This is a genomic window from Paenibacillus sp. JZ16 (assembly GCF_015326965.1).
Lineage (GTDB): Bacteria > Bacillota > Bacilli > Paenibacillales > Paenibacillaceae > Paenibacillus_AQ.
In genome coordinates this window covers 5,336,673-5,350,327 of the sequence record NZ_CP017659.1, presented here as the reverse complement: position 1 = coordinate 5,350,327, position 13,655 = coordinate 5,336,673, and the positions used below count along the sequence as shown (strand labels likewise).

15 protein-coding genes are annotated in these 13,655 nt (G+C 50.5%); 9 read left to right on the top strand and 6 right to left on the bottom strand.

Going from position 1 to position 13,655, the window contains the following annotated elements; all coding sequences use genetic code 11:
* Positions 1-65: 65 nt before the first annotated feature.
* Positions 66-1,088: an alpha/beta hydrolase gene (locus BJP58_RS24080; RefSeq protein ID WP_194540882.1), complete on the top strand. Its 1,023-nt coding sequence runs from the start codon at positions 66-68 to the stop codon at positions 1,086-1,088.
* 100 nt (positions 1,089-1,188) lie between these two features.
* Here the strand turns inward: BJP58_RS24080 and BJP58_RS24075 are convergent, their stop codons facing one another.
* A complete protein-coding gene (locus BJP58_RS24075) occupies positions 1,189-1,494 on the bottom strand; it encodes a hypothetical protein (RefSeq protein ID WP_071221900.1) in 306 nt (101 codons plus the stop codon).
* Between the two features lie 188 nt (positions 1,495-1,682).
* Here BJP58_RS24075 and BJP58_RS24070 point away from each other — a divergent pair, with 188 nt between their 5' ends.
* A complete protein-coding gene (locus BJP58_RS24070; protein WP_194540881.1) occupies positions 1,683-2,168 on the top strand; it encodes a GAF domain-containing protein in 486 nt (161 codons plus the stop codon).
* A gap of 57 nt (positions 2,169-2,225) precedes the next feature.
* Here BJP58_RS24070 and BJP58_RS24065 read toward each other — a convergent pair whose 3' ends face one another.
* The 5 genes from BJP58_RS24065 to BJP58_RS24045 all read right to left on the bottom strand — a co-directional run bounded on the left by BJP58_RS24065 (position 2,226) and on the right by BJP58_RS24045 (position 5,827).
* The gene (locus tag BJP58_RS24065; protein WP_194540880.1) at positions 2,226-2,561 is read right to left on the bottom strand and encodes a hypothetical protein; all 336 of its coding nucleotides are present in this window, start codon (positions 2,559-2,561) and stop codon (positions 2,226-2,228) included.
* Between the two features lie 110 nt (positions 2,562-2,671).
* Positions 2,672-3,280 carry a hypothetical protein gene (locus BJP58_RS24060; RefSeq protein WP_233354743.1) on the bottom strand — a complete coding sequence of 203 codons (609 nt, stop codon included), beginning with the start codon at positions 3,278-3,280 and terminating at the stop codon, positions 2,672-2,674.
* 172 nt (positions 3,281-3,452) lie between these two features.
* Positions 3,453-3,650 (bottom strand): YwbE family protein, encoded by a 198-nt coding sequence (locus BJP58_RS24055; RefSeq protein ID WP_053490029.1) that lies wholly within the window; start codon positions 3,648-3,650, stop codon positions 3,453-3,455.
* 189 nt (positions 3,651-3,839) lie between these two features.
* A complete protein-coding gene (locus BJP58_RS24050) occupies positions 3,840-4,646 on the bottom strand; it encodes a C40 family peptidase (protein WP_194540879.1) in 807 nt (268 codons plus the stop codon).
* 416 nt (positions 4,647-5,062) lie between these two features.
* Positions 5,063-5,827: a pirin family protein gene (locus BJP58_RS24045; protein ID WP_194540878.1), complete on the bottom strand. Its 765-nt coding sequence runs from the start codon at positions 5,825-5,827 to the stop codon at positions 5,063-5,065.
* Between the two features lie 237 nt (positions 5,828-6,064).
* Between BJP58_RS24045 and BJP58_RS24040 the strand changes: the two genes are divergently transcribed.
* From BJP58_RS24040 to BJP58_RS24010, 7 genes are all read left to right on the top strand, one after another.
* Positions 6,065-6,751 (top strand): response regulator transcription factor, encoded by a 687-nt coding sequence (locus BJP58_RS24040; RefSeq protein ID WP_194540877.1) that lies wholly within the window; start codon positions 6,065-6,067, stop codon positions 6,749-6,751.
* The gene (locus tag BJP58_RS24035; protein WP_194540876.1) at positions 6,748-8,241 is read left to right on the top strand and encodes a sensor histidine kinase; all 1,494 of its coding nucleotides are present in this window, start codon (positions 6,748-6,750) and stop codon (positions 8,239-8,241) included. Before BJP58_RS24040 ends, BJP58_RS24035 begins: the two co-directional genes overlap by 4 nt.
* Positions 8,242-8,410: 169 nt before the next feature.
* Complete coding sequence (locus BJP58_RS24030) at positions 8,411-9,112, top strand: response regulator transcription factor (protein WP_194540875.1); 702 nt, start codon at positions 8,411-8,413, stop codon at positions 9,110-9,112.
* Positions 9,109-10,116, top strand: coding sequence for a HAMP domain-containing histidine kinase (locus tag BJP58_RS24025; RefSeq protein ID WP_194540874.1), 1,008 nt, complete (start codon positions 9,109-9,111; stop codon positions 10,114-10,116). The genes BJP58_RS24030 and BJP58_RS24025 overlap by 4 nt, the downstream gene beginning before the upstream one ends.
* Positions 10,117-10,300: 184 nt before the next feature.
* Positions 10,301-11,071, top strand: a complete 771-nt coding sequence (locus BJP58_RS24020; protein ID WP_194540873.1) for an ABC transporter ATP-binding protein — start codon at positions 10,301-10,303, stop codon at positions 11,069-11,071.
* Entirely contained in the window at positions 11,046-12,995 is a 1,950-nt protein-coding gene (locus tag BJP58_RS24015) for an ABC transporter permease (protein WP_194540872.1), read from the top strand. The genes BJP58_RS24020 and BJP58_RS24015 overlap by 26 nt, the downstream gene beginning before the upstream one ends.
* A gap of 43 nt (positions 12,996-13,038) precedes the next feature.
* Positions 13,039-13,650, top strand: a complete 612-nt coding sequence (locus BJP58_RS24010) for a DedA family protein (RefSeq protein WP_113058241.1) — start codon at positions 13,039-13,041, stop codon at positions 13,648-13,650.
* The last annotated feature ends 5 nt before the right edge of the window (positions 13,651-13,655 follow it).

Sequence of the window (13,655 nt, the reverse complement as noted above, 5' to 3'; positions counted from 1 at the left end):
TTCCGTCAATATGCATGTTACAGCCCCGTTGAACAGTACCGAAGAAGGAGGAAAATCATCTGAGTATGAATATCGCGATTATCTTGCTGTTCACCGTCGTTATCATTCCCGCTGCCATTACACAAATCGGATATCTGCAGATTACAAGGATGAGAGTAAAGAACGATCTAAGGCTGTTCACCGTTCTGGAAAAAGCCGGACTGTACAGCAGAGAGCAATATGAGTCCCTTCAGAAGAACGAAGTCGTCATCACAAGTTTTGACGGTTTAAAGCTGTGCGGCGCAGCCATTGAGAACAATCCCGGCTCCAAGCATTGGATGCTTCTCGCACACGGCTATACCGGATCCCGAGCCGTATCCACCCAATTCATCGATTTGTTCACAGAAAAGGGCTACAATGTCCTTCTCATCGACCAACGCCGCCATGGGCGAAGCGAAGGACGTTATACCACATACGGCTATTATGAGAAACACGATGTGCAAGCGTGGGTACGCTGGCTTACTCGGCAGTATGGCCAGGATGTGGCCATCGGGCTTCATGGTCAATCGCTGGGAGGCGGGACCGTGCTTGAATATTTGTCCATTGCCGAGCCGCAGGTCAAGCTTGTCATCGCCGATTGTCCGTATTCCGATTTGACCGATTTAATGCGGCATCAGCTTACACGCATTAACAAAATCCCTTCGGTGCCGTTCCTGTCTTGGGTCAATGCCAGAATACGGCGCAAAGCCGGGTTCAGCCTCGATCAAGTCAGTCCGATCCGTGCTGTTCGGAACAGTACGCTCCCGGTTATGTTTATCCATGGAACCAAGGATAATTACGTGCCTACCCGAATGAGTATCGAGATGTTTGAGGCCAAACCGGAACCAAAAAAACTTCTTCTTATCGAAGGGGCTATCCATGCAAACGCTTATCACGTTGATCCCAAGCAATATCGGGAAAGCGTGCACTCTTTCCTTCGTGAACATATAGATCAACCCGTAAGAGCACCGCAGGTGGACGCTGAACGAGCATCACAGCCGGATACGGAAGCTGCGCCTGCCCCGCATTCTTTCCAGCTGGAGTTGGACGGCTCACTTGAAACGATATAGACCGGAGCTGATACTTCATATCTCTTCAAAAAAGCCCCCGCCTGCACGCGTAAGAACCAGCGTGAGTCGGGGCTTCTTCTAATGTTATGCTGTTATCTGCCTACGCCATGGAGTCTGCCTTCTTCGGATTTACCGGTTTAAGCACTTCATCACAAAGCTCCTTAAGCCTGCTCTGGATTTCCTTGAATTCCTCGATCCCGGCTCCAGTGAGACTGTATCCTTCCCCGTGAGCCGTCAGAAAGTTCTCCTCGGTCAAGCGTTCGAGCTCATGCTTAACCTCCCGGTCGCCAACCTTATATCCATGGCGCTCCAGCTCGGGCTGCATCTCGCTGATCGTTAGGTCCCGCTCATGGGCGTGATAGAGCATGTGAATACCGATAAACAAATTCTGTACGTCTGCCCGCATTAAGGTCTCTCCCTCCATCTGATTAAAATTAATACCTGGTCATGTCATACATTACCCTTGCGCCTGGAAGAGGAATCAGCCGGATCCTTTTGATGCTTCTCTTCTCCGTGGCTTGTCCCTTGACGAATATCATATACTTATACTAAGGTCATAAAACCAACGCGAATAAAGGAAGGACGGAAATCCACATGTTTCAAAACACACCCTATGAAGGCACCCGGAGCGAGCAATACACCCAGGTCCTGAACCAGTTAAAAGCACTTATACACGATGAGCCCAATGCCATTGCCAATTTGTCCAATGCCTCTGCGCTCCTCAAGCAGTTTTTATCGGATACGAACTGGGTCGGCTTCTATCTCTATGATGGCAAAGAACTGGTGCTCGGGCCGTTCCAAGGACTGCCCGCTTGCATTCGGATTCCGATGAATCGTGGCGTTTGCGGCACGGCTGCGGCTGAACAGACGACACTGCTTGTTCCCGATGTACATGAATTCCCCGGGCACATTGCCTGTGATGCAGCTTCGAACAGCGAGATTGTCGTTCCGATAATGGTGGATGGAGCATTGTATGGCGTTCTCGATATCGATAGTCCGCTAAAGAACCGTTTCGACCAGGAGGACCAGGCTTTTCTGGAGGAGTTTGTCCATATATTGGAGGGCCAACTCACTTTATAATCAGGATGTTTTCACGTATTCTTCCGTACACTAACCAAGGATTTGAAACCACAATTCTTAGGAGGAATACACGCTATGTATCAAATGAACAACAATTCGCAAATTTCGCAGCAAATTCGTCAGTGCGAGCAAATTCTTCAGCAGTTGACCCAGCAAACGCAGCAGGGTTCTGCTATGTACCAGCAGCTGATGCAGCAGGAGCAGCAGAATGCAGCCCGCCTGGAGGAGCTCGCTCAGCGTGAGCGCCAAGCCGTACAGATGCTCCAAACAGCCCTTCAAGGCCATCAACAGGCGATGCAGCAGTATCAGCAAATCTCCCAAATCGTTAGGCAAGTCGAGAATTCCGTGCAAGCTCACAACCAAACACAGCACATTCAGCCTTCGTTTGGCCAACAGGGTTTTCCTAATACACATCAGGGCCAAGGCTTCCAATAAGCATAGGAATGTTAAAAGGGGTATCTCCTAGGTCGATAAGACCTGCGAGATACCCCTTCCATCATTATTTACTTCTTCTCTTCACTTACGCTGAATTCGATCTCGGCTTGTATCTTATACCTCTTCGGCTCTTCCCCGCTCGAACCGCCCTGGTTCGCGCCGTGCGACTGTAAATCAATCACGAAATCCGCAGATCCGTAGACGACGTAGCGCCCGCCCGGAAAACCATCCTTCAGCGAATGGATGAAATCCTTGTACCTTTTGTCGTCTCTGTTGTCGTAACCGCCGCCGATTTTGTAATATTCGCGCAGTGGCTCGCCCTTCTTCAGCTTGGTGGTAATATAGGGCTCATTCATAGCGTAACTGATGTTGTAGTCCCTTGTGAGCTCTTTCATCGGGAAATAAAAGGCGGAGGCCGCATGACCGATCGTAATCTCATCCTTTTCGCCGATATACTCCAGCTCCCCGTATACTTGAACTTGATCTCCCTGTTCATACTTCTCTTTCTCGCTAACGATTCGATACACGAAGTCGCCGTCGGTCATTTCCGCCTGACTACCCCTGGCAGCATTATTCAATGTAGGATCAGACGGAGCCGCCCCCTGTGTCTCCTGCTTCACACAACCTGTTAGCATAATAAGCATCAAGATAAACCCCATATAAAGGTATCTTTTCATCTTTACTTTCACCTCAACCTCCAGACGGATGAACAGAAGGCAATGTTGCATAGAAATGCAAAAAAACCGATCCAAAACCCCTCAAATTTGCGAAGTTTTGGATCGGCTTATAATCAAACTGTTCTATATAATGGCAGCCTGAGTTATGATGGCCGCAGGATACATTGAATTTTCATGACTCGTAAATGTTCTTTACCCGTCCCACCTGGCCATCTTGAAGGCGTACTTTAATGCCATGTGGATGGTTCGGGGAATTGGTCAGAATATCCTTGACCACGCCACGGGTTAATTTGCCCGTTCGCTGATCCTGCTTCAATACGATATCAACCTCAAGTCCCGGTTTGATATTGGAACGCTGCCCACCATTCATCGTCGTCCCTCCTGTCCATTTCTTGATGCTGTCCGTTCTCTATTGTCAACCTTACTGAAATCAATGGTGAAAAGCAAATCCCAAATAACAAAGGACTGCCCGTTACAGATCATTCAGATCGATTCGGACAGTCCTTCTATCTCATGCTAAGTATGAATATATACTTCATGAAAAAATGACACTGATGCGTTATAGGACGCTTCCGCCATGCACGAAGCGATTTTTCCAGGAATCACCGAAGGTACCTACCAGGACACCACCGGATTGTTTCGAATACGTATGCAGCAGCTTATTGTCTCCCAGATAAATAGCTACATGCGTGATCCGCTGTTTGGACTTGTCCAATCCGGCATAGGCGGATGCCGATGAACCTCTGTAACTCATAAAGAATACCAGATCCCCGCGTTTTAATTGATTAACGTTATATACAGCAGTTCCTTTGTCCTTGATGTACTGCCCTTGCTTGCGGGAATCGCTTGGCAGCGTAATGTTAGCGCCGTCCATAAATGCGCGGCGGACAAAGGCCGAGCAGTCAAAGGTTCTCGTTGAATTGCGGTTAGAACCGAATTCATATGGCGTGCCCAGATACTTCATGCCTGCACTGATTACTTTTTCAACGCTTGCGCTCGCAGAAGGCGCAGTGCTTCCCGAATTGCCGGAATTGTTAGAAGAGCCGCTGCTTTGGTTAATATATTTAGAGGAAGCATAGCCTTGCTTACCCTCCGAAGTTTTAATCTTATACCACCCTGAGCTGCTGCCCAGAATTTGAACGCTGTCACCTTTATACACACGGTCCAAGACTTTACCCGAAGTCGAAGGCTGATTGCGCATGTACACATTCGAGCTTGCTACACCTTTGGTTACAGACTGCACGCTGGCAGCAGACACTTCATTCACAGACCCATATCCGTAAGAACCAAGAACCGCTGCTGATAACAGCGCTCCGGCCATCAATTGTTTAAAGCTTTTTTTCGAGAAAATAATGATCTCCCCCATCTCGTTAGATTGTGGAATGACGAAATTGTCATTTTTCGTGATCCCGCAATCATTATAGACAAGCTATGTCTCGGGACGCATGCTACCATCCTCACAAAAACGCATGCCAACTATTGGTAAAGAGGGGGACTTTAGTCTCTTTTTATACTTGAATTTAGTATAAATAGATTGTTTTAGAAATAATACATGCCAAAATAACCCAACCATTCCGGTATAACGAACGCCGGAATTCTCTGTTGGGTCTTTCTACTTACCATATATACGTATCTTTTCTTGTTATTGTTGCATGAGAGAATATATTTGAATCCTTCCGACAGCTAAAAAAGCCTGTCCAGACGGGTATCCCCCATCTGACAGACTCTAGTTTATCGTACATCCTAAATTTCATTCCACTACAATTTTGTAAACATTTAACCTTATGGCCTCTTGGAATAGAGCGGATACCCAGTGTTTTCCGGTACGTCAATCAGGATGACCCTGACATTCTCTTGCGCCTTAAGGCTTAGCGTCTCGCCATGCTTCGTATCCATTACCATAAAGTCCCGCTGACGAAATTGGAGGCTCTCCTCTTCGGCACAAAAGCTGCCCGCTCCCCTCACGGCAAGCACAGCCGCTCTCCTGCCGGACTTCAATTCATACTGAGCTTCGTTCCCGGCCAGAATCTGAATATCCAGCATCCTCACATCAACGGATAAATCAGTTGGTGCAGAACCGCCAATCATCGTTTTAACCAACCCTCCCTGTATGCGGGTTACCGGAAAGGAATCCGGTCGATACTGACGACAGGCAGGATTCTGTTTCAATGAATCGCGAAGATACGGCTCGAACCAAATCTGAAATCCTTCTGCATCCGGCCCAGTGAGACGTTCCTCGTGCGTTAGTCCGGAACCCGCCCTCATCAATTGCAGGCCTCCAGGCCCCAACTCATTATGCGTACCATGCGAATCCTTATGAACGCCCTTCCCCTGAATCATATAAGTTACGATTTCAAAACCCTGATGGGGATGAGGCGCGATATAACCTTCGACGGGCGAACGGAACCAGGACCAATAGAAAAGCGGTCCCACCCGGGTCACGGCAGACCCTTCTCCGGAGAAACCGATCGGCTTCTGCTCCGTTATCCTTCCTCCATCGAGAACGCCCTTGCTCTGATCCTCAGGTGGATATACATTTCCTATCATGTCCAGTCTCCTCCTTTCACCCATCCATGATGACCTTGAACAGGTGCTGCATTGATTGTCTCGGCTTTAAGATAGTATCCACGATAACAGAATATATATCAACATCCTTAAATTCCCTTATTGAGGATGCATATTTGCGAATCACTTTTCAGTTTATTTTCAGTTTACGTTCAGTCTTCATTCAGGATGAGCACGTATGATAAAGTTGAAGGAATGAGATAAGGGGAGTTTTGTGCTATGGAATCAATGCATCGTATTCGCATTTTGCTCGTGGATGACGAGCCGCATATCCTGCAGTTTCTGGAGCTTGGTCTCCATAATGAAGGGTTTGAGGTGCGAACGGCCCCCGATGGGGAACGTGCAATAATGGAAGCAAGCCGATTCGAGCCGCATATCATCGTTCTCGATGTGATGATGCCGGGAATGGACGGACTTGCGGTATGCAGACGGTTGAAGGAGGAGAGCCGGGATGTCGCGATCATCATGCTTACCGCAAAGGACGAGATTGATGACCGTGTGAAGGGCCTCATGATTGGCGCGGATGATTACATGGCCAAGCCCTTCAGTTTCGAAGAGCTGCTTGCCCGAATTCAAGCAAGGCTGCGCAATCAGTTCCCGAGCCTGCTGGGTGAACTCCAGCTTGGCCCATTCACCATCGACGACCGCAAGAAAGAAATTGCATACCATGGGGAGGCTCTTGAGCTGTCACCCACGGAGTATAAGCTGCTTAAACTGCTTGTGACCAAACACGGCAGTGTTTTGAGTAAACCCAACATTTTGAATATTGTGTGGGATTATGACTTTGGCGGAGAGGACAACATCGTGGAGGTTTATATCCGATCCCTGCGCGAGAAGCTCAGCGATAAGGAACACCGGGTCATTCGCACGCTTCGCGGAGCCGGCTACCGGGTTGATTTGCCATGAGTTTACGAAATCGGACAGGTTCATCCGGACCTACGTCTCTACGTACGCAGCTCTTGTCACGATCCCTCATCGTCTTGGCGCTTCTGCTCGTGCTGATCGGCGCATTGCAATATGTGTTAATGAAAAATGCCCTGTTCCGCAATCAAGCCGAAGCGCTTTTCCTTCAGGCCCGCTCTATCCCCGTGGAGGTGTGGGAGCCTGATCGGGAGCCGCGTAACCGGTCTGCAGGGCGAAATAACGAAGCCCTTCCGGAAAATCCGCGTCAGGGAGACAGACCTATGTTTTTTCTGCCGAATATGTCGCTTGCCAAGATAGAAGCTGATGGAGGCTACACCGACCTCGCCGCTGGCAATGGTCTGTCCGCGCCACAGCTGACAGCAGAGGCTTATTCAGCGATTCTGGAGAAATTCCAGGGGCATCAGCCTATTTCGTATGAAGTGATCGACAATGCCGAAGGCATCGAGCAGATCATTGTCTTTCGTCCTTACGGCAACCCAAACAGCCCCTCAGGTGTGCTGCAGCTTGGATTGGATACGCAGCCGCTGCATGCCGTTCTGTTGCGGCAGCTGCTGATTTTTGCCGTACTGGCTTTACTTGCCATGGCTGCGGGGATTGCATTGTACCTGCCATTGCTGCGCCGGACGCTCCACCCGCTGAACCGAATGGTCGAAACGGTCGAACGCACGGATGCCGGAAATTTGGCGGAGCGTTTTCCCGCCGTGCAGGGTCAACGGGAGATTGACCGCTTGGCCGAATCGTTTAACGGCATGCTGGAAAGGCTCGAGGATGCGTTTGAAGCCGAACGCGAAGCCAAAGAGCAGATGCGGAGGTTTATTGCCGATGCTTCCCATGAGCTGCGAACGCCGCTTACTTCGATTCACGGCTTTCTGGAGGTGCTGGGCCGCGGCGCCGCAGACAACCCGGAGCAGCTGCATGCTGCACTATCCAGCATGCACGGGGAATCCAAGCGCATGAAGAAATTGGTTGAGGATTTACTTCTGTTAGCCAAGCTTGATCGCAAGCCGGAGCTCCATCTGCAGGAAACCCGGCTGGATCAGCTGCTGCTTGAAATGGAGCCTCATCTACAGATGCTTGCCCAAGGCAGGAGTGTAGCGATTCAAACGATGCCGGTGCTGTGCCGGTGTGACCCCGATAAGATCAAACAGGTCATCTACAACCTCTTTCATAATGCGGTACAGCATACTGACTCTACCACAGGGCAGATTACCGTATCGGTTAATAAAACCAAGGACCAGGTCGTATTGCGGGTTGCCGATAACGGAGCCGGGATTCCGAAGGAGCATCTCCCCCATCTGTTCGAGCGCTTCTACCGTATCGACGAATCCCGGACCAGACAGTATGGCGGTGCGGGTCTTGGATTATCCATTACCCAATCCATCATTTCCGCGCATGGGGGGCAGATGAGCGTAGACAGCACGGTCAACCAAGGAACGGTTTTTCGTGCCGAGTGGCCGGGCATCATTCCTTAGCCTGTAATCCCCTTCATGCACCGTTCGTTCACGGAGCGGCTGTCTGTAGATACCTTTCGTTTCAGCAGTGGTTTCCGCTGTCTTTGCTAACATATTTTTTCCTTAAATCTTTACAATTTGGTACAATACAGTCGGTACTAGAATGTCGAATGAAGGGACTATGATCGATATGTTCAAAATCTTTATTGTCGAAGACGATACCGGACTGGTTAACCTGCTGAAAGAGTATCTTCATAAATTCGGTTACATGACGCAGTCCGTTCATGACTTCGAGACGGTACGCGATCAATTTGAATCGTATGACCCCCACCTTGTGCTTCTGGATATCAATCTGCCAAAATACGACGGCTATTACTGGTGCCGCCAGTTCCGCAGCCTCTCCACCTGCCCGATTATTTTCATCTCCGCCCGTGACGGGAAAATGGATCAGGTGATGGCCTTGGAAAACGGCGCCGACGATTATATAACCAAACCTTTTGACTACGAGATTGCCATGGCCAAGATCAAGAGTCAGCTCCGGCGTGCCTACGGCTCCTATGCTGTCGCTCAGAATGAGCGGGTTCTGAGCGTCGCCGGACTTACGCTCGACGTTGAACGTCTCTCTCTGTCCCTTGAGCATACCCAGACGGAGATCAGCCATACCGAAGCCAAAATATTGGACGAGTTAATGAAGAAGCCCGAGCAGATCGTCAGCAGAGACCGGCTTCTCGAGAAAATATGGGATGATCAGGCCTTTGTGGACGATAATACGCTGAACGTATACATCACCCGCGTCCGCAAGAAACTCGCTGCCCTCGGGATCGAGGATGGCCTTCAAACCGTGCGCGGTCGCGGCTATCGACTGGTACCGAACTGGAGGGACGAAGCATGAAGCTATTCCTGCAAGAACAGCGTCCCTTAATAATGGTATACATTGCCCAGCTTATGTTGATAACGCTCATTTACAGACTGGATGGTTATCGCAATTTGACGGTCAGTCTATACGCGGGCATCATCAGCTTACTGCTGCTTCTCGGCTATCTGGCCTTTCGCTTTATTGCCAACCGTTCGTTCTATAAACGATTAGAGCAGCCACTCCCGGGAGAATCCCTCACCGGCGAATCCTCGGCAGAATCCTCTCACACTCCGCTCGCTGAAGCGCTTCATCAGCTGCTAAAAACCCAGTTCCGGCATTACACCACGGATCTGCATAACTATAAACATAAAATTGAAGGACATCTTCAGTTCATCAACCAATGGGCCCACCAGATGAAAACGCCGATTTCGGTCATTCACCTGATTCTTCAGGATGACGATGATCCCCGTTTCGCCGCGATCGGCGACGAGCTGGACCGACTCAAAAAAGGGCTTGATCTGGTGCTGTATACCGCAAGGCTTGATACGTTCGAGCATGATTTTCACGTGGAGAACCTGCCGCTTCAACGAATCGTCCGTCATGTCACTTCCGAGCAAAAGCGTTTGTTTATCCGGCGGAGAATTTACCCGTCCATCCGGATCGATTCCGGACTAACGGTGGCCACCGACGAGAAATGGCTCTCTTTTGTGCTGACGCAGCTGCTGACCAATGCGGTTCGGTATACGCTGAAGGAACAAGGCACCCTCTTTTTTAACGGCTACACCCGGGAGAATCAAGTTGTGCTTGAGATCCGGGACGAAGGGATCGGCATTCCCCAAAGCGATCTCCCGCGGGTGTTCGACCCCTATTTCACCGGAGAGAACGGTCGCAGGTTCCAAGAATCGACAGGCATGGGGCTGTTTCTTGTCAAACAAATATGCGATAAGCTTGGACATGCCTTCGAGATCGAATCCAAAGTGGATGAAGGAACGACGGTCCGTATCATTTTTACGGATTCTTCAGGCCACATTGTACAATAGCTTAATGACGAGCAGGGCAGCTGCTAAAGTGCCCATTCGGATACTATGGCAGTGGCAGCCCCTGATCTAACTTACGGCCGTTCAAGAAACCTTACAAGGTTGTAAGGTAACTGTAAGTTACGAATATGGCATGGAGGCAACCGAATCTTTTACAATGAGATCATCGTTATAGAGGAGTGAAGATATGCCCATCCTGAGCGTCAAGCATCTATCCAAAATCTACGAGGGCAAAGTGGCGTTCCAAGCGCTGAACAATATTCACTTCAACGTCGCCAAAGGAGAGTTCGTCGGCATTATGGGTCCATCCGGCAGCGGAAAAACCACGCTCCTCAATCTGATTGCAACTATTGATCAGCCCACGGCCGGGGAAGTGATCATCAATGGGCGCAATCCTCATCTGCTCAGCAGAAGCGACACCGCTCTGTTTCGGCGCCGGGAGCTGGGCTTCGTCTTCCAGCACTTCAACCTGCTGGATACGCTCACCGTTGAGGAAAATATCGTTCTCCCGTTAACGCTGGAAGGCGTGCCGCTGGACGAAATGGGCAGCCGGCTGAGCCGGATCGCGGATCGACTCGGCATCGGGTCCATTCTGCATAAGCATACCTATGAGATTTCCGGCGGACAGATGCAGCGTACTGCCATTGCCAGGGCGCTCATTCAGGAGCCCTCCCTGATTCTCGCTGACGAGCCCACCGGCAACCTGGACTCCAAAGCCTCCAAAGAGGTGATGCAGACGCTTTCCGCATCGAGTAAAGAGGCTTCCGCAACGATTCTCATGGTCACTCATGATCCGGTGGCAGCCAGCTACTGTGACCGCGTCTTGTTCATCAAGGACGGACAACTATATAATGAAATGTATTGCGGTGACAACCGCCAAGCCTTTTTCCAGAAAATCATCGATATGCTGGCTTTACTGGGAGGAGGCAGTCATGACCTTTCGACAATTCGCTTTTAGGAATGTCCTGAGGAATAAGCGGACCTATGCGGCCTATTTCTTAAGCAGCGCATTCTCCGTCATGATATTCTTTGTGTGCGCGCTGTTCCTGTTCCATCCTTCGATAGCCGACGAGATGTTCTATCCGGTTGTTATCCAAGCGATGCTCGGCGCCGAGCTGATCATGTATGTATTCTCGTTTTTCTTCGTGCTGTATTCCGTCGGGGCCTTTCTAAAGACGCGCAAGCGCGAGTTCGGCATTCTGTTCATGCATGGCATGACGGATCGCCAGTTTAACAAGATGGTATTTCTCGAAAATATGATCATCGGCGTTAGCGCCATTGCAACGGGCATCCTATTCGGCGTCATTACAGGCAAGCTGTTTCTGATGGCTGGTTCGGCCTTTCTTGGAATCCCGCCCCTGCCGTTTCGACTGCCCCTGCGTGCGCTTGGACTGACGGTCGCAAGTTACGTGCTGCTGTTTATCATCATCTCGCTGTGCACATCCTGGCTGCTGCGTCCTAAAGCGTTGATCGATCTGTTTCAGTCCGGACAGCGGCCGAAAACGGCGCCCAGGACATCGCCCAGGTTATCCATATTGGCAGCCGTGCTGCTGGTGGTCAGCTACAGCTTGGCGGCCACGACAAGCGCGTCGACTCTCGCGCTGCGAATGTTTCCGGTTACCTTCATGACGATGATCGGCACCTATCTGTTGTATACGCAGCTAGGCGTTGCTCTTGTGCGAAGGCTGAAACAGAGCCGCCGGTTAGCCTGGAGACGGACCAGGCTGATCTCGCTATCCAGCCTGCATTACCGGCTTAAGGATCATGCACAGATGTTCTCGATGGTAACCATCGTGCTGGCTGTTTCCTTTTGCTCGGTAGGCGTATTTGCCTCCATCCCGGTGCTCACGAAGCAATTCAATGAGGATTTCCCTGCTGCCATCGGCTATCTTGCCAAAACGGGAGACACCTCCGAGAAGCAGCATTTACATGAAATTCGACAGGAGCTTGAATCGAAGAAAATACCGTTTGAAACGCTATCGTTTCGCGTGAAATATACGGAAGCCCAGCCGGCTTCCGCGCAGGTCGGGCAGTTGCAAAATCCGTTGGCACTGATCTCCTTCTCCGACTATAAGGCGGCGGTGCTGATGGCGGGGCTGCCATTTGATGAACAGCCGCTGAGCGGTGAGGATGCTCTTGTTCTCATTGCCTCGCAAAATGACAGAGCTTATATCCGTGATCGGGAGCACGCTTCATACCGGATCCATGATTCCGAAATCCTCCTGCATGAAACCGGTTATTCCGATCATGTCGGCGTACCGGAATATTTGCTGCCGGAAATGGACAACGATTCCCGCTTCGGCGGGCTTGTGGTCAGTGACGAAGCCTTCGCCGCCATCACGAATCCGGTTCGGCTAGAGCGGTACACCGGCTTCTATGTGGATGATTTCACGAAGACTGAGGGCATCGTCCCTCATCTGGCCCCACGCGGGGCGGTGCGTTATGAGATGGACCAGCCTTATGCGCTGGCGGTCAGCGGCACGCTGTTTGCCCTCAGGGACAGCCTGTACAATATGCTGCTCTTCGCGGCACTGCTTGTGGGTACGGTGTTTTTTATCGCGGCGGGAAGCTTCCTGTACTTCCGTCTCTATGCCGATCTGGATTATGACCGCAGGCATTATGCCACGATATCCCGGCTTGGAATGACCGATAAGGAGTTCCGGCGGATCGTCACCGGACAGCTGGCGCTGCTGTTTTTTGTACCGATCGGCCTTGCGATTGTGCACAGCATCTTTGCTTTTGTGGCGCTGCAGAGCTACTTCTATTTATCCATTGCGGCAGAAATGGGCATCGTGCTGATCAGCTTCCTGATGATGCAGGTTCTGTATTTCTTCTTCATCCGCAGTCAATATCTGCGCAAGCTGAAGCAGACCCTTATATAAAGGATGGCAGTGGCATCCTTATCATTTGAAAGAGGTGTAACTTTTGGAAAACTGGATTACGGATATTATGGAGCAGTTCGGCTATATCGGCATCCTGCTGATGATTGCCCTGGAAAACGTGTTTCCTCCAATCCCCTCCGAGGTCATTCTTACCTTCGGCGGATTCATGACCACCTACACAAAATTGACGGTGCCAGGCGTTATCATTGCCGCTACGATCGGATCTATAGCCGGTGCTGTTATTCTGTACGGGATTGGTCGCCTGCTCGATGTCGAGCGGCTTGAAAAAATCGTGGATCGTTGGGGACATATCCTCCGCGTCAAAAAAGAAGACATCCGCAAGGCGGATGCGTGGTTTGATAAATACGGCTACTGGACCGTCCTGTTCTGCCGCATGATTCCACTGATCCGAAGCCTGATCTCCATCCCGGCGGGGATGTCCAACATGAAGTTCGGCATGTTCCTCCTCTTCACGACGATCGGTACACTGATCTGGAACGTTATTCTGGTATGCGTGGGAGCCGCCGTCGGCGGTTCATGGGAAAAAATCGTGGCTTTCATGGACGTCTATTCCAATATCGCTTATGCTGTAATAGCTGTGGCCGGGATTGCGTTTCTGTTCCTTTTCTTCCGCAAGCGGAGAAAGTCAGCTTAAAATCG

Coding starts and splice junctions, on each gene's coding strand:
- BJP58_RS24080 (WP_194540882.1), top strand. CDS start 66: ATGAATATCGCGATTATCTTGCTGTTCACCGTCGTTATCATTCCCGCT.
- BJP58_RS24075 (WP_071221900.1), bottom strand. CDS start 1,494: ATGCGGGCAGACGTACAGAATTTGTTTATCGGTATTCACATGCTCTAT.
- BJP58_RS24070 (WP_194540881.1), top strand. CDS start 1,683: ATGTTTCAAAACACACCCTATGAAGGCACCCGGAGCGAGCAATACACC.
- BJP58_RS24060 (WP_233354743.1), bottom strand. CDS start 3,280: ATGAAAAGATACCTTTATATGGGGTTTATCTTGATGCTTATTATGCTA.
- BJP58_RS24055 (WP_053490029.1), bottom strand. CDS start 3,650: ATGAATGGTGGGCAGCGTTCCAATATCAAACCGGGACTTGAGGTTGAT.
- BJP58_RS24050 (WP_194540879.1), bottom strand. CDS start 4,646: ATGGGGGAGATCATTATTTTCTCGAAAAAAAGCTTTAAACAATTGATG.
- BJP58_RS24045 (WP_194540878.1), bottom strand. CDS start 5,827: ATGATAGGAAATGTATATCCACCTGAGGATCAGAGCAAGGGCGTTCTC.
- BJP58_RS24040 (WP_194540877.1), top strand. CDS start 6,065: ATGGAATCAATGCATCGTATTCGCATTTTGCTCGTGGATGACGAGCCG.
- BJP58_RS24035 (WP_194540876.1), top strand. CDS start 6,748: ATGAGTTTACGAAATCGGACAGGTTCATCCGGACCTACGTCTCTACGT.
- BJP58_RS24030 (WP_194540875.1), top strand. CDS start 8,411: ATGTTCAAAATCTTTATTGTCGAAGACGATACCGGACTGGTTAACCTG.
- BJP58_RS24025 (WP_194540874.1), top strand. CDS start 9,109: ATGAAGCTATTCCTGCAAGAACAGCGTCCCTTAATAATGGTATACATT.
- BJP58_RS24020 (WP_194540873.1), top strand. CDS start 10,301: ATGCCCATCCTGAGCGTCAAGCATCTATCCAAAATCTACGAGGGCAAA.
- BJP58_RS24015 (WP_194540872.1), top strand. CDS start 11,046: ATGACCTTTCGACAATTCGCTTTTAGGAATGTCCTGAGGAATAAGCGG.